The following is a 26,618-nucleotide window of genomic DNA, read 5'->3' as shown; positions in this document are numbered from 1 at the left end:
ATAAAGTGAATTAAGCACCGATAACAAGTTGAAAACGGGAATGACCCAACGCCTTACGCAACTGCTCTTCTTTCCAGCGTGCGTAATAAATGCGAATCGGGCCACCGGCTTTCTTGCAACCTTTACGGATGATGCGGGGTTCGATTGGTACACAAGGGTTGTCGCCAGTTGTCCAGCGGTAAGCGGTGCGTTCAGAAACACCCTCAAGCTCGGCAAATTGTTGCAGAGTAACGATAGGTGCAGGCACTTTGATGATTGCGATTTCAGAAGCCATATTGCATGATTCCCCATTGGTAAACATTTTCCATTGATAGCCGAAGTTTTGCCAACATTTGCCATCAATGAACTTCACAATTGAGGACTCTATTCAACAAATGAGTAGCTGTCAACATGGAAATCACAAATGAAGATTAGAGACTACACATTTGAGGCTGTGTCTATACTGGATCGCATATGCGAAATTTATGGTTTTCGCCAGAAAATTCAGTTAGCAGACCATTTTGAAATTTCCGCAAGCTCTCTTTCAAACCGCTATACACGCGGCACTATCTCATATGATTTTGCGGCTATATGCGCGCTGGAAACTGGTGCCAGCCTAAAATGGTTACTGACGGGAGAGGGAGAGCAGTACAGCGAAAACGCAATTAACTCCAACGCAAAAGAAATCCCATTATTCACTTTGAGTGAAGAAAGATTAACTGAAGACTCCCCTTTGAGTATTGACCCTAAGTTAATCAACAAGCCGGAATCTGATTGCTACGTAGTTCGTGCTGATGGAAAACTTCACTTCATAGATAGAGACTCAACTCTCTCCGATGGTTTGTGGTTAGTTAACATTGATGATGCGATAAGCATTCGAGAGCTAACCAAACTCCCCGGTAAGAAACTCCATGTAGCAGGTGGCAAAGTTCCTTTCGAATGCGGCATTGACGATATTAAAGCGCTGGGGCGTGTGGTGGGTGTATACAGCGAGGTTAACTAATGACCGTCCGTAAAAATCCAGCTGGCGGTTGGATTTGTGAACTATACCCAAACGGTGCAAAAGGCAAACGTATCAGAAAGAAATTCGCTACTAAGGGCGAGGCTCTGGCGTTTGAACAGTACACCGTTCAAAACCCGTGGCAGGAAGAAAAGGAAGACAGGCGCACGTTAAAAGAGCTCGTTGACTCATGGTATAGCGCTCATGGCATTACCCTGAAAGACGGCTTAAAACGCCAGTTAGCTATGCACCATGCTTTTGAGTGTATGGGCGAACCACTCGCACGCGATTTCGATGCGCAGATGTTTTCCCGCTACCGAGAAAAACGGTTAAAAGGTGAGTATGCCCGTTCAAACAGAGTGAAAGAGGTATCGCCTCGCACGCTTAATCTTGAGCTGGCCTACTTCCGGGCAGTGTTTAATGAGCTAAACCGCCTCGGAGAATGGAAGGGTGAAAACCCACTGAAAAATATGCGTCCATTCCGCACAGAAGAAATGGAAATGGCCTGGCTAACTCACGACCAAATTTCGCAGTTGCTCGGAGAGTGTAAACGACATGACCACCCTGATTTAGAGACCGTGGTAAGAATCTGTCTCGCCACTGGTGCACGGTGGTCTGAGGCCGAGAGTTTGAAAAAAAGCCAGCTCGCGAAATACAAAATCACATACACCAACACGAAAGGCAGAAAAAACCGCACCGTCCCAATCAGCAAAGAGCTCTATGAGTCTCTGCCTGATGATAAAAAAGGCCTTTTATTTAGTGATTGTTATGGCGCGTTCCGGTCAGCTCTGGAAAGAACAGGCATCGAACTACCGGCAGGACAACTGACCCACGTATTGCGCCATACCTTCGCCAGTCACTTTATGATGAATGGTGGTAATATTCTGGTTTTGCAGCGTGTGCTTGGTCATACAGATATCAAAATGACGATGCGTTATGCGCACTTTGCCCCTGACCATTTAGAAGACGCGGTAAAATTGAATCCCCTAAGAAAAATGGAAAAATTCGATGGCAACGACTGAAAAATTAAGCCAGCACAGTAACAATCTGAAAAGAAATTTAAGTGGCTCTCTAACGCTGACACTGAGTGTTCTATTGAGTTTATATGTTATTAATTTACTAAGAAACCCAAAAATAAATAGATCCTCATTAGAGATAGTAAAAACAAAAAATTATTGGAATGAGTTTTATTTCCGCCACTTATCGATACTTTACCAAGAGCATACAACTGTAGTTTTAGAGGAAAACAACCTATCCTCAAATTATATTGAAAAAATTATTGAAGATTTTGATAACGATGTTTACACATATAACAAAAAAGTATTAAATGATGTGCTTGACGCATTAGAACGAGATATAATGAATGACATAAAAAATGATTTCATCATAGAAAATAGTATAAGTGATGATTCAATAGATATATATTCTGGGGTATTGAATTTTCTTTTTGACTATCAATTCGTAATGCTTGAGGTGCTTGAGTGCATTGAATTTTCAAACTCAGAAAACAAACAAGAAATGTTATACATGACAAGATCCTCATTCGCCAGAACACTAGCAAGCTATGTCGAAGATTGCTCAAAACCTTTAATTCGTGAAATAATAAAATTAAGCAGCCTAAAATTCTTACGTTTATTAACCAAGCATAAGGATGTAATTACAGAATTAAATGATAATATTAAAACAATATCCAAGCAAGGTATGGGGGATTTAAATCTATTACTCAGAATAAACTTAGATTTCTCTTCCAGAACCAACCCTAAAATATATAACAAACATAGAAAAGGAATAAATAAATTCAAAAAATTTGTAGAGTCAAGGAACAGAATTATTCATAATTTCAAATGTCAAGACAACGACATAAACTTCATTATTGAGAATTGGAAACCATGTTTAGACTTCTACTCTGCAATTCTTACGGAATTTACACAAAAGGAAGGATTAGAAACATTTTTCAACACATTATATGACGAGGCAAAAAAATGTGCACTAAACCACAATCTGATGGTCAGGCACGCACTCCCTATAATTGAAGCTCGCATGTAAGTGCCCCATCTAAATCTGAGCATACTCAATGGCGATAAAGTGGCGGTAGAAATGGCGAATAATGGGTTATCATTGGCAAACAGATGCAAACTATGTCAATGATAAATAATACAAAGTATTGATTTTCGGTTGTTCTGGTAGGAACTCATAATCGCTTGGTCGCTGGTTCAAGTCCAGCAGGGGCCACCAAATTTTAGCTTTAAAATCATATGATTAAGCCACTCGATTGAGTGGCTTTTTTATTCTAGCATTGTGTGATGCCCCCCTTTTTGTCCCCTCACTGTTAACTTTCCCCCCCCCCAATAAAAAAATCCCCCTGATACTCAGAGGGACTTAACTACAAGATTTATCACTTCAACTCTAAATGCATCCGTTTACTCAACACTGCCACGGCCGCTGCTTTTTGCATATCTTCCCAGCGTTCAAAGGAAGTATTAGCAATAATAAAATCTTCCCATTCCTGATCGGGAATCGCCCTGGAGTCATCTGCTGATTCGACTTTAAAGCCTGATTTTTCGAATCATATCTTCTAAGGACGTGAATTATGTATGCTCAGAAAGAAATTCAGTGTTAAAAAGCTCATCAAAACGAAGTTGATTAGTATTGCTGATTTCTTCCAAATTCTTTTTAAACTGATCAATATTGCTATTTTATAATATTGTGAAGTAGGAATGATGTGACAAATAAACCCGTGTTTTCAGAAGATGAACATGTGCCATCTGTGCAATTTTTTTTGCCCCCCCTTACGTGGACTGCTAAAAATTAGGTCTATTGTCATGATGCTGGCTTTCTCTATTCATAGACAGCTCCCAGTCAGCGCATTACCTGTGATTTACGAATGAATATCAGCTAATCATAAATCATCTGAATAGCGGTTAATCAGTTAAAACCAATTATTACAAATTAAAAACCTTACGTGCAGTATGGTTACTTAAATTCATAAACACATGAGGATATATAGCAATGGCAATACCAGTTTATCTATGGCTTTACGAAGAGGACGGAAAGCTACTGAAAGGCGGTGTTGATGTTAATGGACGAGAGGGAAGCATAGAGCTGGTGGGTATGCAGCACGACGTGTTTATTCCCACAGACGATATGACCGGAGCCGTTACCGGAACACGTCAGCATGAAGCATATACTTTTGAAAAAGAGATCGACCCATCATCCCCGCTTTTGTATCGCGCACTGACAACCGGTCGCACGCTGGTAAAAGCCGAATTCAAATACTACCGCATCAACCATAACGGCATGGAAGAAGAATATTTCAATGTTGTGCTGGAAAACGTGAAGGTGTGCCACGTTGTGCCAGTTATGTTTGATATCAAAGATCCCGACTTCGAAAAACACGGGCATATAGAGCATGTAGGCCTGCGTTACGAAAAAATCACGTGGAACTATGTCGATGGCAATATCCAGCACGCCGACAGCTGGAAAGACCGTAAAACAGCATAAGGAGATCACTCATGGCTAAATGGCTTTATAAGCAAAGTACCGGCGAACTGTTTCGCAACGGCAAATTAATTGAAACAGGCTATTCTGGTGCACTGACCAACAAAAACAATCCAGATCGTGAGCATGTACGCGGCATGGGCCCACTTCCTCGTGGTATGTGGAAAATCGGTAGTAGCGGCACCAGCAAAGGCCCTCTAACCATCACGCTGATACACGTCAGCGGCAATAGCTACAATCGAGATATGACGTCGTTTCGTATGCACGGCGATAAAGCCCACGGCATTCCCGGATTCGCCTCAGAGGGCTGCATCATCATGAGCCATTCAACTCGCCTGCTGGTAAAACAAAATCATGGCGCAGAGCTGGAGGTCGTCCGATGATTCGTATACTCCTGCTGGCGCTCATGGGATTGCCGGTATTTGTTTACGCATCCTCCCCTGATACCGAGTGCGCAGCGCCAGGGCACTATATGGACAACATGCTGCAGGTCACGATTAAAAACGAGCTGGGCATTGATATCGCCACTATCCAAAATGACAAAATCACGTCAGACCTGATTGACGTCACTCCGGTTTCCTATTTCCTCGCTCACCAGCTGGCGAGATCGTATTTCGAAGCGGACAAAAAAAGGAATGGAGGAAAGGCAGATCTGACAGAAAAAGAGTATTTCGACAGCTTTCATGCCAACGGCGCGAAAAGCATCACGGCAAAGTACACCTACACATCCACCAGCGGAAAGCGTGATGTATTCATTGCCTCCAGCCTGTTCAACAACGATGAGTGCTCAGTACTCTTTAATGGTTATCTGACGTTATCGCGAGAGTTTTAATGATTAAAGCCCACCTTATTCCTTGGCGGGCAAACATAATATTACAGATTTACTCATGAATAAAAATGAAGATATTTACAAAGTAATCAACAATCAATTAAAGCAACCAGGGGATCAAAATTTAGATTTTCAACATAAAGTTTGCGGGATATATTTCACATCAAAAGAAATTAAGATTACAAAAACGCAAAATCTAAGTAGGGAACGATTATTTCATTGACCTGCTCCCGCTGTTCCGCATCAACCTTCACCACACGCGCAACAGAGGTTTCAGTGATCGACTGGTCTGTCAGCCTAACCCAGTCACCCGCCAGGGTTAGGCTGATATTTCACGGCGCTTATGCAAATGACTGTACTTCTGTTAAAGAAATGGACAAAGCAGATAACGCCGCCTCTGCCATTTAGGACTGAAGTAATGAAAAACACCAGGGAGCTTTGCCCGGAAAATAATCAACCATCCTGAGAAAAGATTGAAAATACAGCGCAAGTAGCATTGCAGGAACTGCAGAATCAGTGATAGAACGTGGTGGTATCGACAAACCACAAAAAAGCCAACCCCATATTCCCACGGAGTTGGCCCTGTTTTAAAGCAGTGACAGTTACAACAGGTTAAAAGACATAACGCATGCCAAGGGTAAATTCGTTAGAGACGATGTGGGCTTTCATCTGCTCGTCTTTTAAACCACGCGCGTTAGTGAAGTTGTTATACCCACTTTCGATCTTGCCCATATCAATATAACGGTAGCCCAGGTCGACATACAGACGTTCAAGTGGCGTATAGCTCACGCCAGCCCCTACAGCATAGGTCAGGTTGTTTTGCGTGGTAGAAGCATATTCGCGGCTAGAGTTACCCTGCCAGCCGTTGGCTTTAATCTTGCTTACGCCCAAACCTGCCGTACCGTACAGGGAAACACCATACCCCAGCTCATAATCACGATAAACATTGACCATCAGGCGCTCGGTTTCGGTTTTCAGGTGGTTATAGCTGTTGGCAAAGGTACTGGAACCGCTGGTGTATTCGGCCTTTTGCCTGAACGTATATTCGCCCTCGGTACGCCAGCCATTACCAAACTGATAGCCCGCAGCAATCGCCGCGCCGCCGAAGTGCTCTTTCTCTTTACCGCCCACAAACTGCCCTACTCCAGGACGTGCACTGGTATCCATCTCCTTCGCACGCTGTTCAATCTGCAGGTATTTTGCGGAACCGTAATACCCTTCTTCAGTATTTGCTGCCAGAACCGTGACCGGGATCATCGCGATCGGCAGGGCGGCTAAAATAGCTTTCATACTCATCTCTACTCCGTTGAAAAAATATTCCGCACGTCGAACAGTCGCCCGCCGATGTCAGGAAAAATAGTCAGTGAGAGGGATAGTAAATGGCCCGTCACGGGCAAACTATTCGGGTGATTACGGGTTTTACCTGGTAATGTTACGTAGGGACTGGTCTTATTTTTCTAACAATAATTAGTAGTTTCAATGAATTAATATATGAGATTTTCAACGGACTGCGTGAAGCGTCTCACTTCCCCCCTCCTTCACAAACTGCAAAACTAAAGAAATCCCCCATCGCGCCGATCATCATCCGTGTGTATTATTTCCTGTAGCTTTTACAACAACTAACCTTAACTCAAATACTTAAGCGCCAAAGCGAAAGGCATCATGAGCACACCGATCAAACGGCTAGAAATCATTAAAAATGCCATTGAACTGGAAGATGACGACATCATCCAGAGCCAGCTGACCCGGCTGAAAAATGAAGCGTTTGACGAGGAGCTACAGGCAATCGTCGTGGCGCTTGAGCAGAAGAACTACACCGCGGCTATGGCGGCCATTACCGCCTGGCTACAGAGCCAACGCGCAATCACCCAGTGGCGCGATCCACAGGTGGCGGCCAGCAAGCTGGAGCTGAAGGCGCTGGAAGAACGTCTACGCGATCTGATAGACCGCCGCAATGCGCGGGTGCAGCAGTTGGATGAATTCAACGATCTTTATTTCTCTCGCCTCGGCCCGCTGATGCAGCAGATCCTCGCCCTGCGCAAAACGCTGGCGGAGCTGAACCTGCGTCGTCAGCAGGCGGAAGCCCGTCGTCGTGAGGAAGATTACCGTCGCTGCCAGCAATATATGGCGCAGGCAGTGGAGGTGCTGGCAACCCTTACCCAGCGCTGGCGCGATCTGCCTGCCGATTCCGTGCAAGCCGCTGAAGCGCGCAAACATTTGCAGCAGCAAAGTAACCTGATTGCCAACCTGCTGGCCGAAGCGCTGGAGCTTGAAAGCGGCTTAACGCGCGAAGAAGAGCCTGCGCGTCAGGCGCGTGACGAAGCCAACGAAGAGTACGAGAAATACCGCGAGCAGCACCACGATGCCGAAGTGCGTCTGCGTAAAGGTAAGGCTCTCTCGGAAGAAGATCAGAACGAACTGAAGCGCCTCTGGCGCCAGGCGAGCAAGCTTTGCCACCCGGATCTGGTGGCCGACGATCTGAAAGAAGAAGCCAACGCGATGATGGTGCAACTCAACCAGGCCAAACAGCGTGGCGACGTCAAAGCCATACGCTCTCTGGTGGCGCGCCTGCAGCAAGGCTTCGAGCCTCTGATGGCCAGCGACAGGCTGAACGATCTGGAACGTATCCGCAAAAAAATGGCGCAGGTCCGCGAGCAAATCGACATTTTAGTGAACGAGCTGGCGGAGCTGGAGAAAGAGGAGTCCTGGCTTCTGGTGTCGTCGCTGAGCAATATGGAAGCCTACTTCGCTCAGCAGGAGAAAGCGCTGCACGAAGTTCGCGCCTCGCTCGAACATCAGGTGAGCGAAGCGCAACTGGATTCCGCAGCCTGATTATTTGGCGTGCCAGTAAGCGCTGGCACGCACCAGCTGCGGATCAATCGTTTCGGTTTCAAACTGGCGGCTCAGGCGTTTCACCACCTTCCCTTCACCGGTCAGCCAGATAAAGTAATCTTCCGCCGGGACGGTTAACGTCGCCAGATGGTCCGCCACCGCCTGCTCGTTATGACCAACAATCCAGGTGATGTTGAACGTGCTCAGGTGTGCCAGATAATCCTTATACGATTCATCCCCAACCGTCACCACTGCATGAACTTCCGGGCGAACAGGCAGTTTTGCGATGCCTTCTAAACGACGGCGCAGCGCGGGCATGCCGGACTCATCGCAGACATACAACTGCCAGGCGTAATCTTCCGGTACCACCAGCGAACCGCGTGGACCGCCGATCGTCAGCTTGTCTCCCGCCTTCGCCTCGACCGCCCAGTGGCTGGCAATTCCGCCGTCATGAACGAAGAAATCGAGCACCAGCTCATGATTTACCGCATCGTACAGTGGCGTATAGTCGCGCGCCTGTGGACGCACACCGTCGCCCCAGTCGATACCTTCATCGGTAACCACCGGCGGCGTAAACGTCGCTCCGGGTGCCGGGAAAAAGACTTTGGTATGGTCGTCGAAACCGCGTGAGCTAAAGCCCTCCAGCGCCTCGCCGCCTAAAACAATGCGCTGGAAACCCGCGCTTACGCGCTCAGCACGGAGCACCGTCAGCTCGCGAAAACGCAGGTCATTACGAACACGTTGTGGGTAACGGGTAGATGTCATTTTTAGACCCTTCTCAGGTGAATACGATATATCTAAATTAATTTTAAATGATAATGATTGCTAATCAGCAAGAATGCAAGATCTTTTAGATTGCATCTGAATATATCTTAGATATAGTTTAGATATATCAAAACAAAGGGCACAGTATGCGACACGAACATGATGGCGGCGGACGTCGACCGCGCTTTTTTGGCCACGGCGATCTGCGTCTGGTGATTCTGGATATCCTGACGCGCAATGCGAGCCACGGCTACGAGTTGATCAAAGAGATCGAAAACATGACTCAGGGGAATTACACCCCAAGCCCGGGCGTAATCTACCCGACTCTGGATTATCTACAGGATCAGGCCTTTATCACCATTACGGAAGAAGAAAACGGTCGTAAGAGCATTACGATTACCGTGGCGGGTCAGCAGTGGCTGGATGAAAATCAGGAACATCTGGCGCAGATACAGGCGCGTATCAAAGCGCGTTCCGTCGGTTTCCAGTTGCGAAAAAACCCGCAGATGAAGCGGGCGCTGGATAACTTCAAAGCGGTATTAGACCTGAAGGTCAATCAGGGAGAGCTCAGCGATGCGCAGCTTAAGCAGATCATCGGCGTAATCGACCGCGCAGCGCTGGAGATCTCCCAGCTGGATTAAGCCGGTGCGTACTCGCTCACGCGGAAGACGCGTACCAGCTCTTTCAGGTGCATTGCTTGTTCGTTAAGGGATGCCGCCGCCGCGACAGACTCCTCCACCAGCGCAGAGTTTTGCTGGGTGGTGGCATCAATCAGGCCAATCGCGCTGTTGATCTGCGAGATACCTTCTGTCTGTTCGTGGCTGGCCTGGCGGATCTCACGCAGAATAACATCCATCTCTTCCACGTTACCGACCATCCCGTTGATCAGCCCACTCGCTTTTTCGACCAGGTTCATCCCGTCCTGGGTCTGACTGGTGGAGCTCTCAATCAGCTCACGAATTTCACTGGCAGACGATGCACTTTTCTGAGCAAGCTGACGCACCTCGCCTGCCACAACCGCAAAGCCACGGCCATGTTCACCCGCACGTGCCGCTTCCACTGCCGCGTTCAACGCCAGGATGTTGGTCTGGAAAGCAATGGCATCGATCAGGTCGATAATGTCGGACATCCGATTTGAGGTCTCGTTAATCAGGCGCATTTTGCTGGTCACCTGCTTCATCATCTCACCGTTGTTTTTAACCACCGTAGCGGCATCTGCTGAGAGGGTGGTCGCCTCACCGGTATGCGACGCGGTGTTTTTCACCGTAGCGGTGATCTGCTCCATGGAAGCGGCGGTCTGTTCAACAGAGCTTGCCTGCTCTTCCGTGCGCGCGGCCAGATCCTGGTTACCGGCGACAATCTGCGCGGCAGCGCTGGAGATATTCTCCGAGCCGGTCTGCACCTGCTGCACAATGTCCATCAGGCGTGTTTTCATCTCCATCAGCGCATGCAGCAGCAGACCCGTTTCGTCTTTGCCGTGCGGCGTGATACTGCCGGTCAGGTCACCCTCGGCGATGGCTTCAGCAAAAGTCACGGCCTGGCCCAGAGGACGGGTAATCGAGCGTACGATAAACCAGCCAATCAGGCTGCCTGCCGCGACGCTGAAAAGGGTAATCAGGATCAGCAGCAGGCGGTTGGTTCTGAAATCTCCCTCCACCTGCGCGCCTGCGTCCTGCATTTCGGTGTTCTGAATAGCAATCAGCGCCTGCACCTTCGCTTTGTACTCCTGCTGCAGGTTAAGGGTCGTGGTCATCATCTCCCTGATAGCACCCGCGCGATCGTTATTCTGCACTGCCTGTAAAATACGGTAACGCGAGTCCAGATACTGCTGACGCACACCGCGGATATCCGCCAGTGCCTGCTGTGATTTTGCATCATGCAGCGCGTTGTTCAGCTCACCCAGGATCACGGTGATATTCCCACTGATCTCCTTCAGACGCTGTTGCGATTGCGCCGTATAGGTTCCCTGATCATCCAGCAACATGAGCTGCTGAGTGCTAATAAATTCCTGGAAGTTGTCGATTAACTGGTTCGCTTTTACCGTCGTAGGATAGTCACTGGTAATGATAGATTGCATCCCGTTATTGGCCCGGTTCAGGCTCAGCAAGGACAAACTCGCACTCACTACCATCAGGACAATTAATAGCCCAAATGCCAGAAATAATTTCGTGCCGATCTTTACGTCATGTAAGAACATATTTTCTCCATCGATGTGATTATTTCTCAGACGATCGCTGTTATCGGTAACTAATTCGCTAACTTTATGACTTTGATAGTTTTTTTATTTCATAACCATCACAATGGATAGGTGGAGACTATTAATATTGCCTCATTGATCGTTACTCAACCATCGGATGAGGTTTTTTCAAAATAGCATCGTGGAAAATTGGCTTAGGCAGGAATAAATAACTGAGGTAATTTTTTTAGTTATTTAATATTAAATTAACAATAAAACACATCAATAATTACAACCTCAAATAATAAAGCCGTTTACCCCGTAAGGAATAAACGGCTTTTCTGGAACATGACTCACTCAATGGAGAACCGTCACCGCATCCTTAAGACGTCCGGCGCGATGTTTCACCATGGCGGAAATGTGCGCACTCTCCTCGACCAGGTCGGCGTTTTTCTGCGTGATGCTGTCCAGCTCTGCCACGGCACGGGTTAACTCAGACAATCCAGTTGCCTGCTCGGAGGTCGCGTGGCTAATCTGGGCGATAAGCTGGGTCACGTTTTTCACCTGCTCAACGATGTCATCCATTGTACGGCCTGCGGCGTGAACCTGTTCAGAGCCGGACTGCACCTTGCTGGCGCTGGCATCAATGAGCTTACGAATATCATTAGCCGCACTGGCGCTGCGGCTGGCGAGATGGCGAACTTCGCCCGCGACCACAGCAAAACCTTTGCCCTGTTCACCCGCCCTTGCTGCTTCAACCGCCGCGTTGAGCGCCAGAATATTAGTCTGGAAAGCGATGTCATTAATCAAGGAGGTAATCGAACCAATGCGCTGCGTGCTGTCGGCGATATCATCCATGGTTTTCACCACGGTCTGCATCGCATTCCCTCCCTTCGTTGCCGCACTACTTGCGGCCACAGAGAGTTTGTCCACTTCTGCTGCGGTTTCAGAATTACTCTGAACAGAAGCCGCCATCTGGTTCATTGTCGCGACGGTCTGCTGCACATTCGCTACAGTCTGGCGCGTACGATCGTTCAAATCTTCATTACCCTGCGCAAGCTTGTCGCTACCGTCGCGTACGCTCACCACCTGGCTTGATACATCATTGATTAACCAGCGACACATCAGCCCCAGTTGCCCTACCGCACGCAAGGTCAGCCCCAGTTCGTCGCTGCGGTTCAGGTGCTGCACGCTGTTGCGCTCACCGGTCGCCACTTTCAACGCCTGACGTGCCACATTCTCTACCGGACGGACAATCTGCTGCTCAAACATCAGTGTTCCCAGCAGCATCACCACCGCAGCCGCCGCGAGCGGTACCCAGCCTGCGGAAGTCGTGACCAGCGTGGCCGCGAGCACAGCAAAAAGCACTGCCATCACGCTGCGAACACGCCAGCGCAGCGGCATTGCCGGGAGTTTCCCCAACCAGCCTTTACGTACTACCAGCCCTTTATGAATACGTTTCTTACAGCTTCCGTCATTCAGCGCCCGGTAGAGAGGCTCCACGGTGGCAATCTCTTGTTCCGTGGCTCTGGTGCGGATGGACATATAGCCTGTCACCTGCCCGTGACGCACCATCGGCACTGCGTTAGCGCGAACCCAGTAGTGGTCGCCGTTTTTACGTCGGTTTTTGACAATCCCGCTCCACGGCTCGCCCTGTTGCAGGGTGTACCACATATCGGCAAATGCCGCCTTTGGCATATCCGGGTGGCGCACCATGTTGTGCGGCTGGCCTGTCAGCGCGTCGAGCTCGTAGCCGCTCACCTGCACAAACGTGTCGTTAGCGTGTGTAATGTAGCTATGGATGTCTGTGGTAGACATTAAGGTGGTGTCATCATCCAGAGGATATTCATTCTGGCTGACATAGATAGGAGAAGACATCGTGAGCATCCCTTGCAGGTTATTTGAATGTTAATTTTGTGGATTTATGTTTTTTCGGCGGTAAACAATTTATCTTTAGTTGTTAAACTTGATAGAGATCGCAGATTTCACTTAAACCGCACTTTTTGTGAGATTTTATAATTCATTGATTTCAAATACTTTCGCAAAGAAATTACCTGCAAAGCATGACGTGTTAACGCCCACTTAAGTAGCAGCAAATGCCCCACTTTGGTGCGATTGCCTTTTCCTGCCTCTTTTTAAGCTATCTGCCCTGGATAGCGAAATCCCGTTTCGGTTGCATCGGCATGATTAAATATTGTGCAACATAATTTTAACCTGGTGTTTATCCCGATTTTCGTTAAGTCAACTGAAGTGGCGTAATCCCTGCAATACTTAACGCAGTATCATGTGATACGCGATCCCCGGGAGCACATTTTGAACAGGTTACCTTCCAGCGCCTCGGCTCTTGCCTGTACCGCGCACGCACTGAATCTCATTGAGAAGCGAACGCTTGATCATGAGGAGATGAAACAACTTAACCGAGAGGTCATCGATTACTTTAAAGAGCACGTCAATCCAGGTTTTCTGGAGTATCGCAAATCTGTTACCGCCGGCGGGGATTACGGAGCCGTAGAGTGGCAAGCGGGGAGTCTGAACACGCTTGTCGACACCCAGGGACAGGAGTTTATCGATTGCCTTGGTGGTTTTGGTATCTTCAACGTGGGGCACCGTAATCCAGTTGTGGTTTCCGCCGTACAGAATCAACTTGCGAAACAACCTCTCCATAGCCAGGAACTGCTCGACCCGCTTCGCGCCATGCTCGCGAAAACGCTGGCAGCCTTAACGCCCGGCAAACTGAAATACAGCTTCTTTAGCAACAGCGGTACGGAATCGGTCGAAGCGGCGATTAAACTTGCCAAAGCGTACCAGTCTCCGCGCGGGAAATTCACCTTTATTGCCACCAGCGGCGCGTTCCACGGTAAATCTCTGGGCGCATTGTCTGCTACCGCGAAATCCACCTTCCGTAAACCGTTTATGCCACTGCTGCCGGGCTTCCGCCACGTGCCGTTTGGTGACATTAACGCTATGCGCACCGTGCTGAGCGAATGCCGTAAAACCGGCGATGACGTGGCAGCGGTGATCCTGGAGCCGATTCAGGGTGAAGGCGGTGTGATCCTCCCTCCGCAGGGTTATCTGCCTGCCGTGCGTCAGTTGTGCGATGAGTTTGGTGCACTACTGATCCTCGATGAAGTCCAGACCGGGATGGGGCGTACCGGCAAGATGTTTGCCTGCGAGCACGAGAACGTTCAGCCGGACATTCTGTGTCTGGCGAAAGCGCTCGGCGGCGGCGTGATGCCTATTGGTGCGACGGTTGCCACCGAAGAGGTGTTCTCGGTGCTGTTCGATAACCCCTTCCTGCACACCACAACCTTTGGCGGTAATCCACTGGCCTGTGCAGCGGCGCTGGCGACCATCAACGTACTGCTGGATCAAAACCTGCCTGCTCAGGCGGAGCAGAAAGGTGACATGCTGCTGGACGGCTTCCGCCAGTTAGGACGGGAATACCCGGATCTGGTTCAGGACGCACGCGGCAAAGGGATGCTGATGGCAATTGAGTTTGTTGATAACGAAATCGGTTATAGCTTCGCAAGCGAGATGTTCCGCCAGCGGGTACTGGTGGCCGGGACACTCAACAACTCGAAAACCATCCGTGTTGAACCACCGTTGACGCTGACCATTGAGCAGTGTGAGCAGGTGCTGAAAGCGGCGCGTAAAGCGCTGGCAGCGCTGAGAGTGAGCGTGGAAGAGGCGTGATCTGAATTCCCCCTCCTCGTTGGAGGGGGAAAGTTTTTACTCCGGTAACAAACCCACAAAACTGCGTTTTTTGCGCGGCTCCGACATCAACTCCTCGAGCTTATCCACGCACGCCAGATAATGCGGCGTTTGCTTGTGCGCCAGCACCGCCGCTTCGTCTTTATAGGCTTCGTAGATAAAGAACCGGGTTTTCACCCTTGGATCCTGCAACACGTCAAAACGCAGGTTTCCCGGCTCCTGGATCGCCCCTTCGTGGTTGGCGCGAAATACCTCCAGAAACTCATCCACCCGTTCAGGCTTGATGTTGATCTCCACTAACGTCACGTTCATTTCGCTTCTCCCTGTTTCTCTTCCTGCCAGAACTGGAACGCATCCCGCGCGCTCATGTTCTCATGAACCACTTTCTTCACCGCTTTCAGCATCGCCAGCGGCGCGCTGGACTGGAAGATATTGCGTCCCATATCCACACCGGATGCGCCCTGGTCGATTGCCCGCCAGCACATCTCCAGCGCCTCATGCTCCGGCAGTTTTTTGCCCCCGGCGATGACGATCGGCACCGGGCAGCTGGCGGTCACTTTTTCAAAGCCTTCATCCACATAATAAGTTTTGACGAACTGTGCCCCCATTTCGGCGGCAATACGGCTGGCGAGCGAGAAATAGCGTGCGTCGCGCGCCATCTCCTTGCCGACACCCGTCACTGCCAGCGTCGGCATGCCATAGCGCGCGCCCGCATCGACAAGCTTGATGATGTTGTTGATCGACTGATGCTCGAACTCGCTGCCGATGTACACCTGTGCCGCCACCGCGCAGACGTTCAGGCGCAGCGCATCTTCCATCGCTACCGCCACGCACTCGTTGGAGAGCTCACCCAGAATCGAGTTACCGCCGGAGGCGCGCAGCACCACCGGTTTGTTCGTCGCGGCAGGTACGGTGCTCCGCAAGATACCGCGGGTGCACATCAGCACGTCGGTTTCACCAAACAGCGGGGCAATCGAAAGATCGATACGCTCAAGACCGGTGGTCGGCCCCTGGAAATAGCCGTGATCAAAGGCCAGCATCACCGTGCGGTTACTTTTCGGGTTGAAGATGCGCGCCAGCCTGGACTGCATGCCCCAGTCCAGCGAACCGCAGCCTTTCAGGGTGAACGGTACGTTCTGCTGTGGTGTGCCAATGCCAAAATCTTTACCGTCTTTGATGTCGTCTAAATCAGCCATTTGCTCCCCCGTCAGAAATCATATTTATTGATGTTCTCTTTGGTGAACACCACACGCTCCGGCAGCAGCACGATGCCGTTGCCCTTCGCTTCATACTGGTAGCCCTGTACGCTGTTTGGCTCGACCTTCAGCGCCCCGATATTTTTTACGTCCACGCTGTCGCCAACGTTAAGATCGCCTTTTTTCAGCAAACGATCGGCGACATTGACCGCAATTTTGCCTTGCTGCACGACATCCCACAGACCGAAGGCTTTCACTGTGCCGCGCTCAACGTACGGACGCATCACGTTCGGCGTACTAAAACCAACGATCGCCACCCCCTCCCGCTTGAGGTTTTCCGCCGCCTGCGCTGCCGCAGGCAACGCGTTGGCATCCGGGGCGATGATCGCATCCAGATCCGGATACGCTTTTAAGATCCCCTCTGCGGTTTGCAGGGATTTGGTGGCATCGTTATAGCCAAACTGCGTGGTGACGATCTGCCACTGAGGATGATCTTTCTCGATTTTGGCTTTCGCCTCTTTCACCCACTGGTTCTGGTCGGTGACGGTGGGGCTGGAGTAGAAGAATGCCACTTTGGCATTCGGTTTCGTCACTTGCTTCGATGCCATCTCCACCAGCAGGCCACCAAGCTGTTCCGGCGTTCCCTGGTTGATGTAAATGCTGCGGCACTCCGGTTTGGTGTCGGAGTCCCAGGTCAGAACTTTTACGCCGCGCTGCATCGCGCGCTTCAGCGCCGGACAAAGGCCATCCGGTGACACGGCGGAGACGATAATCGCGTTATAGCCCTGGTTAACGAAGTTATTGATGAGCTGCACCTGGCCAGAGACGCTTGGCTCGGTCGGGCCATCGTAGGTGACGTCCACACCCAGATCTTTTCCCGCCTCTTTTGCACCGTTGCCGCCGCTGGTAAAGAAACCCACGCCCACCAGTTTCGGGATAAAGGCAATGCGATCCGCCGCCTGCGCCGATGCGATGCTAAGGGCCATCGCCAGGACTATCAGTTTTGTTTTCATCTTACGCTCCGGGTAGTTTTGTGAAGAGAGATCGCACCCATTCACGGTGCAGACTCAACGAACGTCCCATCACCACCACAACCAACAGCGCCCCTGACAGCGCGCTCGACACCTGGTTGGGGATGCCGACCATCTGTAAACCCTGTTGCAGATACCCCACCAGCAGTGCCGCCAGTGCAGTACCGATTACCGAACCTGAACCGCCGTAGATATTGGCCCCGCCAAGTACAGCGGCGGTCAGCGCAGGCATCAGTAAATCGCGCCCTAAATCCGAGCGCGCGGAACCGAAATAGGAGACCATCACCAGCGCGGCAATCGCCGAGGCAACCCCGACCAGACCATACAGCGCGTACGGCATGCCGTTGACCGACAGCGCCGCATAGCGCGCTGCGCGTGGGTTTTGCCCAATCAAAAACAGATGACGGCCAAAGCGCCCGCGATGGGTAATCAGCCAGAAGAAAGCGGTGATCGCCGCGAAGAGCACCAGCGGAACCGGTAAGCCGAAAAGTGTGAGGTTGGCGAACGCGGTAAAGCTGTCCGGGAAGCCACCAATGCCCTCATAGCCCGTCGCCCCCGCCATACCGGAGAGCAGCAGCGCCCCGCCGCCGTAGAGGTAGAGCGTGCCGAGGGTGATCACCAGTGGGCTAATGCCGGTGTAGTGGATAAGCGCGGCGTTGAATAAACCGCACAGCAGACCGAGCAGTAAAGTCAGCGGAATCGCCACCGCCATCGGCCACCCCGACTGCATCATCACTCCCAGCGCGATGGCGCACAGGCCAATGGTCGAGCCGAGGGAGATATCGATCCCGCCGCTGATAATCACCAGCGTCAGCGGCAGTGCCACAATGCCAATGCAGATGAAATCGCTGGTGCTGAACAGCAACATATTGATATCCAGCATACGCGGGTTGATGGCACCAAAAAGCAGGATCTCCAGCACCAGTAAAATCAGCAGCGTGCTTTCCCAGTTAAGCTTCATTTACGCCACCTCTTTTTTGCGTTTCGGAAACGGGGTGACATGCTTTCCCCCTTTGTTTCCCGGCTGGAAACGGCTGTACTTCAGTGCCCGCTGATGACGCGCCAGCGCCTGGCGCAGACGTCCATCGAGCACCAGCACGCCAAGTAGCACCAGCCCGGCAATAAAGTCGTTCCACCAGGCCGGGAGCTTAAACAACACCAGCACGGTGTCGATTTGCGTCAGGAAGAAGGCGCCAAGTAACGCGCCAATTAGCGTGCCCGTGCCACCCAAAAGCGAAATACCGCCGAGCACGCAGGCGGCGATAGCTTTCATCTCCAGCCCGCTTCCGGTCTGGTTCGGCACAAAACCGATCTGCGCGGCAAAGACAATCCCGGCACAGGCCGCCAGCATGCCGTTCAGCGTGAAGGCGATCATCCGCGTGCGATTCACCGCCACACCCAACTGGCGCGCGGCTGCCAGGTTATCGCCTACGGCATAAAAATCACGACCAAAGGCGGTGCGCGACAGCGTCCACGCCCCTGCCGCCGCGAAAAACAGCACCACCATACCGAGCGGTGATATACCGAAGGCGACAGGTTCAGAGAGAGATTTCAGCTGCGGCGGCAGCCCTTCAATCCACTTCCCGCCCGTCCAGAGCAGCATCGCCCCGCGATACAATCCCAGCGTACCGAGCGTGGCGACAATCGCCGGGATGCGCAGGCCCACGACCAGAAAACCGTTGAATGCCCCCGCCAGCGCGCCAACCGATAACGCAAAAAGCATGGATACCGACAGGCTGTAGCCGCTGTTCAGTGCCACGCCAACGGCAATGGCAGACAGCCCGACAGTCGAGCCCACAGAGACATCAATATTGCGGGTCAGCATCACCAGCGCGGCACCGAGTGCCAGCAGGATCAGAATTTGCGAACTGGCGAAGATCATCCCCAGCGTCTGCAAGCTGAAATACGCAGGATTGAGCGCCACCAGCACAGCAAACAGGGCGAGGATCGCCAGAAAGGCGCTCAGTTCACGGTTTTTCAGTAAGATCTTCATGATTGCCCTCCAAACGCCAGCGCCATCATTCTGTCGAGGCTGACGGCGTGGCGCGGCAATTCGCCGCTGAGTACGCCCTGGTGCATCACCAGCACGCGGTCAGCAAGCCCGGGAAACTCATCGAGATCGCTTGAGATCATCAGTACCGCCACGTTCTGTGCCGCCACGCTTTTGAGCAGTTGATAGATATCGGCGCGTGCTGAGACGTCCACGCCGCGCGTCGGCTCATCAACAATCAGCAGTAACGGATTGGCCTCCAGACAGCGCGCCAGCAGCACCTTCTGCTGGTTACCACCGGAGAGTGTGCGCACGGTTTGCTCCGCATGGTTAAGCTTGATCCCCAGCGCCCGGTGGTAACGCTCCACCACCGCAGATTCCCGCTTGCGCTGCTGCCAGAGGGAAGGTTCATTCAGCGCTACGGTGTTCCAGCGGACAGGCGCATCCAGAAATAAGCCGGAAACCTGCCGATCTTCCGGCAGATAAACCAGGCCTTTATCGAGCCGTGAAAATACCGGATCGTCGGTGATCTCCTGATTTTCGAGCCAGACGCGGCCGCCGCGCACAGGGCGCAAGCCGTAGAGGGTTTCGGCTAACTCGGTGCGTCCGGACCCCACCAGCCCCGCAAGACCGACGATCTCACCCGCGTAAATCTCCAGACTCAGATCGATAAAACCTTCCCCGGTGAGCTCTTCCACGCGCAACACCGGGAAATCCTGCGGCTGGGTGCGGCGGTTACCCGGCAGGGCCAGCCACAGTTTTTGTGCATCGCTTAAGCCTTTTTCACGGCTCACCGGCGTCATGGCGGCGATCAGGGCGTTATCGTCGAACTGTGCTGTTTCGCCGCTAAGTACCACCGCGCCGTCGCGCATCACCGAGACGTGGCTCGAAAGCGTGCGGATTTCCGGCAATTTATGCGAGATAAAGACAATGCCAACGCCGAGATCCTGCAGGGCGCGGATCTGGCGGAACAGCCGTTCGGTTTCCCCCGGCGTGAGTGACGCCGTAGGTTCGTCGAGGATCAGGATCGTCGCGTTGCGCATCAGCCCGCGGAGGATCTCCACCATCTGTTGATCCGCCACTTCCAGGGTGCTGGCAGTGGCATCCAGATTAAGCTGGCACTGCAACTGTTGAAGTTTCTCCGCCAGGCGTTTATTCAGCTCGCGTTCACGCGGCAGGCGAAAAAGGATGTTTTCCCGCACCGTCAGGTTGGGAAACAACAATGGCTCCTGCGGCACCAGATAAATGCCGAGCTTGTGTGCCTGCGCTGGGGTAAGCCGCGCAAATGACTGTCCGGATACCGAAAGTTCACCGCTGTCCGGCGTCTCCACCCCGGCAATGATCTTCATCAGCGTCGATTTCCCCGCGCCATTACCGCCCATCAGCGCATGCACCTGACCCGCAAACAGCGTGAAATCAATGCCTTTTAAGACCGGCACGCCGGAGAATTGCTTGCAGATATCACGCGCTTCGAGAAGTAAGGTCATCATCGCCCCGCTATTGAACAAATGATTTTTAGATTTAATAATGTTCAAAAGCGTAGACGGTGAACTATATTTACAACCGTGCAGGGATCACAGTTTTATTGATTAAGATCCAGATAAACCAGAAACAAACTAAAAGATCCGTTTTGCCGCGCGGCTCACACTTTCCACCCGCGTCATCACGAACATATGATCTAAATTTTTATAAGAGTTCAATTATGAGCGATAAACGCACTGCGGAAGAAGGTCGGTTTGCCGGGCTGGCACTGGCGGAAGAGGAGCTGGTGGCTCGCGTGGCGTGGTGTTACTACCACGATGGATTGACCCAGAACGATATTGGCGAACGGCTCGGATTGCCGCGTCTGAAGATCTCGCGCCTGCTGGAAAAAGGCCGCCAGTCCGGAGTGATCCGCGTGCAGATCAACTCTCGTTATGAGGGCTGTCTGGCGCTGGAAACTGAATTACAGCAGCGTTTTGGGCTCAAGCTGGTGCGCGTGATGCCCGCCCTGAATACTCCGCCAATGAACGTCCGACTGGGCATTGGTGCCGCACAGTCTCTGATGGGCGTGCTGGAACCCGGACAGCTTTTAGCGGTGGGATTTGGTGAAACCACCATGAGCAGCCTGCAGCACTTAAGCGGTTTTATTAGCTCGCAGCAGATCCGCCTGGTGACGCTCTCCGGCGGTGTAGGACCGTATATGACCGGCATTGGTCAGCTCGATGCGGCCTGTAGCGTCAGCATGATCCCCGCTCCGCTTCGCGTTTCGTCTGCCGAAGTAGCCGGGATCTTAAAACGCGAAACCAGCGTGCGGGACGTGATCCTCGCCGCGAAGGCGGCCGATGTCGCAGTGGTGGGAATTGGTTCCGTGAACCAGCGCCGTGACGCGACGATCTTGCGCTCTGGCTATATCAGTGAAGGTGAACAGCTGATGTATGCCCGTAAAGGGGCGGTGGGGGACATTCTCGGGTACTTCCTGAATGCCGAAGGGGAATGCGTCGAGGAGCTGGAGATCCATAAAGAATTACTGGGCGTCACGCTCGATGAACTGGCGCAGTTGCCCACCATCGTTGGCGTGGCCGGAGGTGAAGAGAAAGCCGATGCGATTTATGCCGCACTGAAAGGTCGCCGTATCAATGGCCTGGTGACGGAAGAGACGACAGCCCGCGCGGTGCTGGCTCTGGCTGGATAAGAGCAGCCCTGCGCCTGACACGAGGCAAGCTCATGAGTTACCTTTTAGCGTTAGATGCAGGGACAGGCAGCGTTCGCGCCGTTATTTTTGATTTGCAGGGCAACCAGATTGCAGTCGGCCAGGCCGAGTGGAAACACCTGAGCGTGGAGAACGTGCCGGGCTCGATGGAATTTGACCTCGACACCAACTGGCAGCTCACCTGCCAGTGCATTCACCAGGCGCTGGAACGTGCGCGACTGAGCGCGGCGGATATTCAGTCCGTTGCCTGTTGCTCAATGCGCGAGGGAATTGTGCTGTATGACCGCAACGGTGAAGCCATCTGGGCCTGCGCCAATGTCGACGCCCGCGCCAGCCGCGAGGTGGCTGAACTCAAAGAGATCCACGACAACCATTTTGAATCCGAAGTGTATGACGTCTCCGGCCAGACCCTGGCCCTGAGCGCCATGCCGCGCCTGCTTTGGCTGGCGCACCATCGTCCGGATATCTACCGCAAAGCGGCGACCATCACTATGATCAGCGACTGGCTGGCGGCGAAACTCTCCGGCGAGCTGGCGGTTGATCCGTCGAACGCGGGCACGACCGGCATGTTGGATCTCTTCTCCCGCGACTGGCGACCCGCACTGCTGGACATGGCCGGGCTGCGCGCCGATATCCTCTCCCCGGTAAAAGAAACCGGCACCGTACTGGGCGCGATCACCAAAGCCGCTGCGCAGCAGAGCGGTCTGCGTGAAGGGACGCCGGTGGTAATGGGTGGCGGTGACGTGCAGCTTGGGGGTCTGGGGCTGGGCGTGGTGCGCGCCGGGCAAACGGCAGTGTTAGGCGGAACTTTCTGGCAACAGGTGGTCAACCTGCCTCAGGTACGAACCGATCCTGAGATGAACATCCGCGTAAACCCACATGTTATTCCTGGCATGGTTCAGGCGGAGTCAATCAGCTTCTTTACCGGGCTGACGATGCGCTGGTTCCGTGATGCCTTCTGCGCAGAGGAAAAGCTGATTGCTGAGCGGATGGGCATGGATACCTACACCCTGCTGGAAGAGATGGCCAGCCGCGTGCCTGCGGGCTCACATGGGGTGATGCCGATCTTCTCTGATGCTATGCATTTTAAGCAGTGGTATCACGCTGCACCGTCGTTTATTAACCTCTCCATCGACCCGGAAAAGTGCAATAAGGCGACGCTGTTTCGTGCGCTGGAAGAGAACGCCGCAATTGTTTCGGCCTGCAATCTGGCACAGATTTCGCGCTTTTCCGGCGTGACGTTTGAGAGCCTCGTCTTCGCCGGTGGGGGAGCGAAAGGTGCCTTGTGGAGCCAGATTTTAAGCGACGTCACCGGGCTGCCGGTACGTGTTCCGGAAGTGAAAGAGGCCACGGCACTGGGCTGTGCGATTGCAGCCGGAACGGGGGCGGGACTGTTTGCAGATATGGCCTCAACGGGTGAGCGGCTGGTGAAGTGGAGCCGGGAGTTTACGCCGAATCCGGAACACCGCGACTTGTACGACGGCATGATGCAGAAGTGGCAGGCGGTGTATGCCGACCAGCTTGGGCTGGTGGACAGCGGGCTGACGACGTCGATGTGGCAGGCTCCGGGGCTGGTGCGCTCCCCCTGAGGAAGAGGGCGATTAAGTTTTGTAGCCCCGGTAAGCGCAGCGCCACCGGGGAAGTTCTTTGAGTTCTATCACAATCATTTGATCCCGCTTTTACCTTTCTGCTGACGCTGGCTAAATTAGTAACTCATCCGACCACATAACAATAATTTTACACTGGAAGACACTATGAGCCGCTACCCGTCGCTATTCGCCCCCCTTGATCTGGGGTTCACAACGCTCAAAAACCGCGTGTTAATGGGCTCTATGCACACCGGTCTGGAGGAGCATCCGGACGGGGCTGAACGTCTCGCGGCCTTCTATGCCGAGCGTGCCCGGCACGGGGTGGCGCTGATTGTTACAGGTGGCGTCGCGCCTGCGCCTTCCGGCGTCGGCATGGAGGGCGGCGCGGTGTTGAATGACGTGTCACAACTACCTCACCACCGCATCGTGACCGATGCGGTACATAATGAAGGCGGGAAAATCGCTCTGCAAATCCTGCATACCGGCCGCTACAGCTATCAACCGAATCTGGTCGCCCCCTCGGCGATTCAGGCTCCCATTAACCGCTTCAAACCGCATGCCCTCAGCCACGACGAGATCCTGGCGCTGATCGATGACTTTGCCCGCTGCGCCGCGCTGGCACGCGAAGCGGGCTACGATGGCGTCGAGGTGATGGGTTCAGAAGGCTACCTGATTAACGAATTCCTCGCCGCCCGCACTAACCATCGTGACGACGAATGGGGTGGTGATTATGCCCGCCGCATGCGCTTTGCGGTAGAAGTGGTACGCGCCGTGCGTGAACGTGCGGGTGCTGATTTTATTATCGTCTTCCGCCTGTCGATGCTCGATCTGGTGGAGGGAGGTGGAACATTAGACGAAACCGTGCAACTGGCACAGGCGATTGAAGCCGCAGGTGCAACCATCATTAATACCGGCATCGGCTGGCACGAAGCGCGCATTCCGACCATCGCCACACCGGTACCGCGCGCGGCGTTCAGCTGGGTGACGCGCAAGCTGAAAGGCAAAGTCTCTATTCCGCTGGTGACCACCAACCGTATTAACGATCCGCAGGTGGCGGACGATGTCATTTCACGCGGCGATGCCGATATGGTGTCGATGGCACGTCCGTTCCTGGCCGATGCCGAACTGCTGTCCAAAGCGCAAAGCGGCCGCGCGGATGAGATCAACACCTGCATCGGCTGCAACCAGGCGTGTCTGGATCAGATCTTCGTCGGCAAAGTCACCTCTTGTCTCGTCAACCCGCGCGCCTGCCACGAAACCAAAATGCCCGTCGTACCGGCTCTCAACCAAAAACGCCTCGCTGTGGTCGGCGCGGGTCCGGCAGGGCTGGCATTCGCGGTGAATGCCGCCTCACGGGGACACAGCGTGACGCTGTTTGATGCCGCAACGGAGATCGGCGGACAGTTTAATATCGCCAAACAGATCCCCGGCAAAGAGGAGTTCTATGAAACTCTGCGCTACTACCGCCGGATGATCGAACTCACAGGGGTCGATCTGCGTCTTAACCAGTTTGTGAAGGCAGACGATCTGGTAGATTTTGACGAAGTGATCCTGGCGAGCGGGATCGCCCCGCGTACCCCGGCGATCGAGGGCGTCGATCATCCGAAAGTGTTGAGCTACCTGGATGTATTGCGTGACAAAGTACCCGTCGGCGAAAAGGTGGCGATTATCGGCTGCGGCGGGATCGGTTTTGATACCGCGATGTATTTAAGTCAGCCGGGAGAAGCAACCAGCCAGAATATTGCCGAGTTTTGCGTGGAATGGGGCATCGACACCAGCCTGAATCAGTCCGGTGGGTTACGCCCTGAAGGGCAGCAACTCCCCAAAAGCCCGCGTCAGATCGTGATGTTGCAGCGTAAAGCCAGCAAACCAGGCGAAGGGCTGGGCAAAACCACCGGCTGGATCCATCGCGCCACCCTGCTCTCTCGCGGCGTGAAGATGATCCCGGCGGTCAGTTATCAGAAGATCGACGATGAGGGGCTGCACGTGCTGATCGGCGGTGAACCGCAGCTGCTGCAGGTTGATCATGTGATTTTATGTGCCGGACAGGAACCGAAGCGCGATCTGGCCGATCCGCTGCGCGAAGCGGGTAAAACAGTGCATTTGATTGGCGGATGTGATGTGGCGATGGAGCTGGATGCACGGCGCGCAATTGCGCAGGGCACCCAGCTGGCACTGAAGATTTAGCGACGACGACCCAGCTTCACGGATTTCAGCACCACGAATTTGTTGTTGGTGGCAATCGTGGTGCAGTTACCGAAAATCTTCTTCAGCTTGTGGAAGTAGTCCAGATGGCGGTTCGCTACGATGTACAGCTCGCCGTTAATTTTCAGGCAACGGCGCGCGTGGTGGAACATCTCCCAGGCGACGTTATCTGTCAGGGCGTGCTTCTGGTGGAACGGCGGGTTACACAGAACGGCATTGAAGCGGAAAGGCTCCACACCCGACAGCGCGTTGTTGATCATAAACTCGCAGCGATCCAGCGCCTCTGGCATGTTGGTTTCCACGTTCAGACGGCTGGAAGCCACCGCCATTGGCGATTCATCGCTGAACACCACGCTGGCTTGCGGGTTTTTCGCCAGCAGCGTCAGGCCAATTACGCCGTTACCGCAGCCCAGGTCTACAATTTCGCCTTCCAGATTTTCCGGCAGATGTTCGATAAAGAAACGCGCCCCGATATCCAGACCGGTGCGGGAGAAGACGTTCGCATGGTTGTGGATAGTCCAGTCGGTTCCTTCCAGCTTCCAGCTCAACGTCTCTGGCGCATCAGCCAGTTCCGGTGCACTGAAAGTACAGTTGATCAGACGCGCTTTTTTCCACGCCAGCGTGGTCGTGGTTGGGCCGAGCACTTTCTCGAACAGCTCCAGCGTCGAGGTGTGAATATCACGCGCTTTGGCCCCCGCAATGATGCGGGTTTCAGGGGTGACGACTTTACGCAGCGCGCGCAGTTGTTGCTCAAGCAACGCCATGGTTTTGGGCACTTTAATCAGCACCACGCCAGGCGCCTGCGGGTACTCCGCCGTGCTGTCGAGAAACTTCACGCTGGATTCTTCGATATCGTTATGACGCAGGTTCTCACGCGTCGCCAGCTCGCTTAAATAGGAATCACCAATGCTGTATGGCGTATGTTCCGCCAGGGCGCAGCCCAGCGCGCCAAACGCATCATTCAGGATCAAAACCGGGCCGCTGATTTCAGTGTCATCCAACTGCTGCAGCAGATATTCATCCGCCGCTTCCCACGCCTGAAGTGGGTTAACGTCGTCCGTTTCCGGGAAACGTTTAAGGTTGAGTGAACGGAAACCGTTGTCTAAGTGGCTCATCGGCCCTCCT

At 52.9% G+C, this 26,618-nt stretch carries 24 protein-coding genes; 12 read left to right on the top strand and 12 right to left on the bottom strand.

Going from position 1 to position 26,618, the window contains the following annotated elements; all coding sequences use genetic code 11:
* Positions 1 to 10: 10 nt before the first annotated feature.
* Positions 11 to 274, bottom strand: coding sequence for a hypothetical protein (locus WB237_RS18150; RefSeq protein WP_064149077.1), 264 nt, complete (start codon positions 272 to 274; stop codon positions 11 to 13).
* Positions 275 to 403: 129 nt separating this feature from the next.
* Here WB237_RS18150 and WB237_RS18145 point away from each other — a divergent pair, with 129 nt between their 5' ends.
* The 6 genes from WB237_RS18145 to WB237_RS18120 all read left to right on the top strand — a co-directional run bounded on the left by WB237_RS18145 (position 404) and on the right by WB237_RS18120 (position 5,309).
* Positions 404 to 982 carry a phage repressor protein CI gene (locus WB237_RS18145; protein WP_336215078.1) on the top strand — a complete coding sequence of 193 codons (579 nt, stop codon included), beginning with the start codon at positions 404 to 406 and terminating at the stop codon, positions 980 to 982.
* Positions 982 to 2,001 carry a phage integrase gene (locus WB237_RS18140; protein WP_336215075.1) on the top strand — a complete coding sequence of 340 codons (1,020 nt, stop codon included), beginning with the start codon at positions 982 to 984 and terminating at the stop codon, positions 1,999 to 2,001. Before WB237_RS18145 ends, WB237_RS18140 begins: the two co-directional genes overlap by 1 nt.
* The gene (locus WB237_RS18135) at positions 1,988 to 3,025 is read left to right on the top strand and encodes a hypothetical protein (protein WP_336215072.1); all 1,038 of its coding nucleotides are present in this window, start codon (positions 1,988 to 1,990) and stop codon (positions 3,023 to 3,025) included. The genes WB237_RS18140 and WB237_RS18135 overlap by 14 nt, the downstream gene beginning before the upstream one ends.
* A gap of 963 nt (positions 3,026 to 3,988) precedes the next feature.
* A complete protein-coding gene (gene tssD, locus WB237_RS18130) occupies positions 3,989 to 4,480 on the top strand; it encodes a type VI secretion system tube protein TssD (protein ID WP_336215070.1) in 492 nt (163 codons plus the stop codon).
* A gap of 11 nt (positions 4,481 to 4,491) precedes the next feature.
* A complete protein-coding gene (locus tag WB237_RS18125) occupies positions 4,492 to 4,860 on the top strand; it encodes a tlde1 domain-containing protein (RefSeq protein WP_336215068.1) in 369 nt (122 codons plus the stop codon).
* The gene (locus tag WB237_RS18120) at positions 4,857 to 5,309 is read left to right on the top strand and encodes a Shiga toxin A subunit (RefSeq protein WP_336215066.1); all 453 of its coding nucleotides are present in this window, start codon (positions 4,857 to 4,859) and stop codon (positions 5,307 to 5,309) included. Before WB237_RS18125 ends, WB237_RS18120 begins: the two co-directional genes overlap by 4 nt.
* Before the next feature lie 609 nt (positions 5,310 to 5,918).
* Here WB237_RS18120 and WB237_RS18115 read toward each other — a convergent pair.
* Positions 5,919 to 6,602, bottom strand: coding sequence for an outer membrane protein (locus tag WB237_RS18115; RefSeq protein ID WP_336215064.1), 684 nt, complete (start codon positions 6,600 to 6,602; stop codon positions 5,919 to 5,921).
* 366 nt (positions 6,603 to 6,968) lie between these two features.
* On the opposite strand from WB237_RS18115, the gene WB237_RS18110 reads away from it, so the two are divergent.
* A complete protein-coding gene (locus WB237_RS18110; RefSeq protein ID WP_336215061.1) occupies positions 6,969 to 8,138 on the top strand; it encodes a DNA repair protein in 1,170 nt (389 codons plus the stop codon).
* Here the strand turns inward: WB237_RS18110 and WB237_RS18105 are convergent, their stop codons facing one another.
* A complete protein-coding gene (locus WB237_RS18105; RefSeq protein WP_336215059.1) occupies positions 8,139 to 8,903 on the bottom strand; it encodes a siderophore-interacting protein in 765 nt (254 codons plus the stop codon).
* A gap of 146 nt (positions 8,904 to 9,049) precedes the next feature.
* On the opposite strand from WB237_RS18105, the gene WB237_RS18100 reads away from it, so the two are divergent.
* The gene (locus WB237_RS18100) at positions 9,050 to 9,544 is read left to right on the top strand and encodes a PadR family transcriptional regulator (protein ID WP_336215054.1); all 495 of its coding nucleotides are present in this window, start codon (positions 9,050 to 9,052) and stop codon (positions 9,542 to 9,544) included.
* On the opposite strand, the gene WB237_RS18095 is transcribed toward WB237_RS18100, so the two are convergent.
* Both WB237_RS18095 and WB237_RS18090 read right to left on the bottom strand, forming a co-directional pair.
* Complete coding sequence (locus WB237_RS18095) at positions 9,541 to 11,100, bottom strand: methyl-accepting chemotaxis protein (protein ID WP_316942988.1); 1,560 nt, start codon at positions 11,098 to 11,100, stop codon at positions 9,541 to 9,543. The genes WB237_RS18100 and WB237_RS18095 overlap by 4 nt on opposite strands.
* Before the next feature lie 336 nt (positions 11,101 to 11,436).
* Entirely contained in the window at positions 11,437 to 12,957 is a 1,521-nt protein-coding gene (locus WB237_RS18090; protein ID WP_108090497.1) for a methyl-accepting chemotaxis protein, read from the bottom strand.
* A gap of 435 nt (positions 12,958 to 13,392) precedes the next feature.
* Here WB237_RS18090 and ygjG point away from each other — a divergent pair, with 435 nt between their 5' ends.
* Positions 13,393 to 14,772, top strand: a complete 1,380-nt coding sequence (gene ygjG / locus WB237_RS18085) for a putrescine aminotransferase (RefSeq protein ID WP_167587185.1) — start codon at positions 13,393 to 13,395, stop codon at positions 14,770 to 14,772.
* 36 nt (positions 14,773 to 14,808) lie between these two features.
* On the opposite strand, the gene lsrG is transcribed toward ygjG, so the two are convergent.
* The 6 genes from lsrG to lsrA are packed head-to-tail and all read right to left on the bottom strand — an operon-like array spanning position 14,809 to position 20,494.
* Positions 14,809 to 15,102 (bottom strand): (4S)-4-hydroxy-5-phosphonooxypentane-2,3-dione isomerase, encoded by a 294-nt coding sequence (lsrG, locus tag WB237_RS18080; protein ID WP_049007647.1) that lies wholly within the window; start codon positions 15,100 to 15,102, stop codon positions 14,809 to 14,811.
* On the bottom strand, positions 15,099 to 15,986 hold the full coding sequence (gene lsrF / locus WB237_RS18075) for a 3-hydroxy-5-phosphonooxypentane-2,4-dione thiolase (RefSeq protein WP_028017118.1): 888 nt from the start codon (positions 15,984 to 15,986) through the stop codon (positions 15,099 to 15,101). Before lsrF ends, lsrG begins: the two co-directional genes overlap by 4 nt.
* Before the next feature lie 11 nt (positions 15,987 to 15,997).
* Positions 15,998 to 16,999, bottom strand: a complete 1,002-nt coding sequence (lsrB, locus tag WB237_RS18070) for an autoinducer 2 ABC transporter substrate-binding protein LsrB (RefSeq protein ID WP_028017117.1) — start codon at positions 16,997 to 16,999, stop codon at positions 15,998 to 16,000.
* A gap of 1 nt (position 17,000) precedes the next feature.
* Positions 17,001 to 17,978: an autoinducer 2 ABC transporter permease LsrD gene (gene lsrD / locus WB237_RS18065; RefSeq protein WP_336215047.1), complete on the bottom strand. Its 978-nt coding sequence runs from the start codon at positions 17,976 to 17,978 to the stop codon at positions 17,001 to 17,003.
* A complete protein-coding gene (gene lsrC, locus WB237_RS18060) occupies positions 17,979 to 19,010 on the bottom strand; it encodes an autoinducer 2 ABC transporter permease LsrC (protein WP_336215044.1) in 1,032 nt (343 codons plus the stop codon).
* Positions 19,007 to 20,494, bottom strand: coding sequence for an autoinducer 2 ABC transporter ATP-binding protein LsrA (gene lsrA / locus WB237_RS18055; RefSeq protein WP_336215351.1), 1,488 nt, complete (start codon positions 20,492 to 20,494; stop codon positions 19,007 to 19,009). Before lsrA ends, lsrC begins: the two co-directional genes overlap by 4 nt.
* 215 nt (positions 20,495 to 20,709) lie before the next feature.
* Here lsrA and lsrR point away from each other — a divergent pair, with 215 nt between their 5' ends.
* The 3 genes from lsrR (at position 20,710) to WB237_RS18040 (ending at position 25,475) form a co-directional block, all read left to right on the top strand.
* Complete coding sequence (lsrR, locus tag WB237_RS18050; RefSeq protein ID WP_114978791.1) at positions 20,710 to 21,681, top strand: transcriptional regulator LsrR; 972 nt, start codon at positions 20,710 to 20,712, stop codon at positions 21,679 to 21,681.
* Between the two features lie 32 nt (positions 21,682 to 21,713).
* A complete protein-coding gene (gene lsrK / locus WB237_RS18045) occupies positions 21,714 to 23,288 on the top strand; it encodes an autoinducer-2 kinase (RefSeq protein ID WP_336215041.1) in 1,575 nt (524 codons plus the stop codon).
* 165 nt (positions 23,289 to 23,453) lie between these two features.
* The gene (locus tag WB237_RS18040; RefSeq protein WP_336215039.1) at positions 23,454 to 25,475 is read left to right on the top strand and encodes an NADPH-dependent 2,4-dienoyl-CoA reductase; all 2,022 of its coding nucleotides are present in this window, start codon (positions 23,454 to 23,456) and stop codon (positions 25,473 to 25,475) included.
* Here WB237_RS18040 and rlmG read toward each other — a convergent pair.
* Complete coding sequence (gene rlmG, locus WB237_RS18035) at positions 25,472 to 26,608, bottom strand: 23S rRNA (guanine(1835)-N(2))-methyltransferase RlmG (RefSeq protein ID WP_028017110.1); 1,137 nt, start codon at positions 26,606 to 26,608, stop codon at positions 25,472 to 25,474. The two genes, WB237_RS18040 and rlmG, sit on opposite strands and share 4 nt — an antisense overlap.
* Positions 26,609 to 26,618: the final 10 nt, after the last annotated feature.

The sequence above is a fragment of the Enterobacter sp. P82 genome (assembly GCF_037053385.1).
Taxonomy (GTDB): Bacteria; Pseudomonadota; Gammaproteobacteria; order Enterobacterales; family Enterobacteriaceae; genus Enterobacter.
This window is presented reverse-complemented; position numbering and strand designations above follow the sequence as displayed.

Bases quoted from the DNA above. Each gene is read 5' to 3' on its own strand.
- WB237_RS18150 (WP_064149077.1), bottom strand. From the start codon at position 274: ATGGCTTCTGAAATCGCAATCATCAAAGTGCCTGCACCTATCGTTACT.
- WB237_RS18145 (WP_336215078.1), top strand. From the start codon at position 404: ATGAAGATTAGAGACTACACATTTGAGGCTGTGTCTATACTGGATCGC.
- WB237_RS18140 (WP_336215075.1), top strand. From the start codon at position 982: ATGACCGTCCGTAAAAATCCAGCTGGCGGTTGGATTTGTGAACTATAC.
- WB237_RS18135 (WP_336215072.1), top strand. From the start codon at position 1,988: ATGGCAACGACTGAAAAATTAAGCCAGCACAGTAACAATCTGAAAAGA.
- tssD (WP_336215070.1), top strand. From the start codon at position 3,989: ATGGCAATACCAGTTTATCTATGGCTTTACGAAGAGGACGGAAAGCTA.
- WB237_RS18125 (WP_336215068.1), top strand. From the start codon at position 4,492: ATGGCTAAATGGCTTTATAAGCAAAGTACCGGCGAACTGTTTCGCAAC.
- WB237_RS18120 (WP_336215066.1), top strand. From the start codon at position 4,857: ATGATTCGTATACTCCTGCTGGCGCTCATGGGATTGCCGGTATTTGTT.
- WB237_RS18115 (WP_336215064.1), bottom strand. From the start codon at position 6,602: ATGAGTATGAAAGCTATTTTAGCCGCCCTGCCGATCGCGATGATCCCG.
- WB237_RS18110 (WP_336215061.1), top strand. From the start codon at position 6,969: ATGAGCACACCGATCAAACGGCTAGAAATCATTAAAAATGCCATTGAA.
- WB237_RS18105 (WP_336215059.1), bottom strand. From the start codon at position 8,903: ATGACATCTACCCGTTACCCACAACGTGTTCGTAATGACCTGCGTTTT.
- WB237_RS18100 (WP_336215054.1), top strand. From the start codon at position 9,050: ATGCGACACGAACATGATGGCGGCGGACGTCGACCGCGCTTTTTTGGC.
- WB237_RS18095 (WP_316942988.1), bottom strand. From the start codon at position 11,100: ATGTTCTTACATGACGTAAAGATCGGCACGAAATTATTTCTGGCATTT.
- WB237_RS18090 (WP_108090497.1), bottom strand. From the start codon at position 12,957: ATGTCTTCTCCTATCTATGTCAGCCAGAATGAATATCCTCTGGATGAT.
- lsrG (WP_049007647.1), bottom strand. From the start codon at position 15,102: ATGAACGTGACGTTAGTGGAGATCAACATCAAGCCTGAACGGGTGGAT.
- lsrF (WP_028017118.1), bottom strand. From the start codon at position 15,986: ATGGCTGATTTAGACGACATCAAAGACGGTAAAGATTTTGGCATTGGC.
- lsrB (WP_028017117.1), bottom strand. From the start codon at position 16,999: ATGAAAACAAAACTGATAGTCCTGGCGATGGCCCTTAGCATCGCATCG.
- lsrD (WP_336215047.1), bottom strand. From the start codon at position 17,978: ATGAAGCTTAACTGGGAAAGCACGCTGCTGATTTTACTGGTGCTGGAG.
- lsrC (WP_336215044.1), bottom strand. From the start codon at position 19,010: ATGAAGATCTTACTGAAAAACCGTGAACTGAGCGCCTTTCTGGCGATC.
- lsrA (WP_336215351.1), bottom strand. From the start codon at position 20,494: ATGACCTTACTTCTCGAAGCGCGTGATATCTGCAAGCAATTCTCCGGC.
- lsrR (WP_114978791.1), top strand. From the start codon at position 20,710: ATGAGCGATAAACGCACTGCGGAAGAAGGTCGGTTTGCCGGGCTGGCA.
- lsrK (WP_336215041.1), top strand. From the start codon at position 21,714: ATGAGTTACCTTTTAGCGTTAGATGCAGGGACAGGCAGCGTTCGCGCC.
- WB237_RS18040 (WP_336215039.1), top strand. From the start codon at position 23,454: ATGAGCCGCTACCCGTCGCTATTCGCCCCCCTTGATCTGGGGTTCACA.
- rlmG (WP_028017110.1), bottom strand. From the start codon at position 26,608: ATGAGCCACTTAGACAACGGTTTCCGTTCACTCAACCTTAAACGTTTC.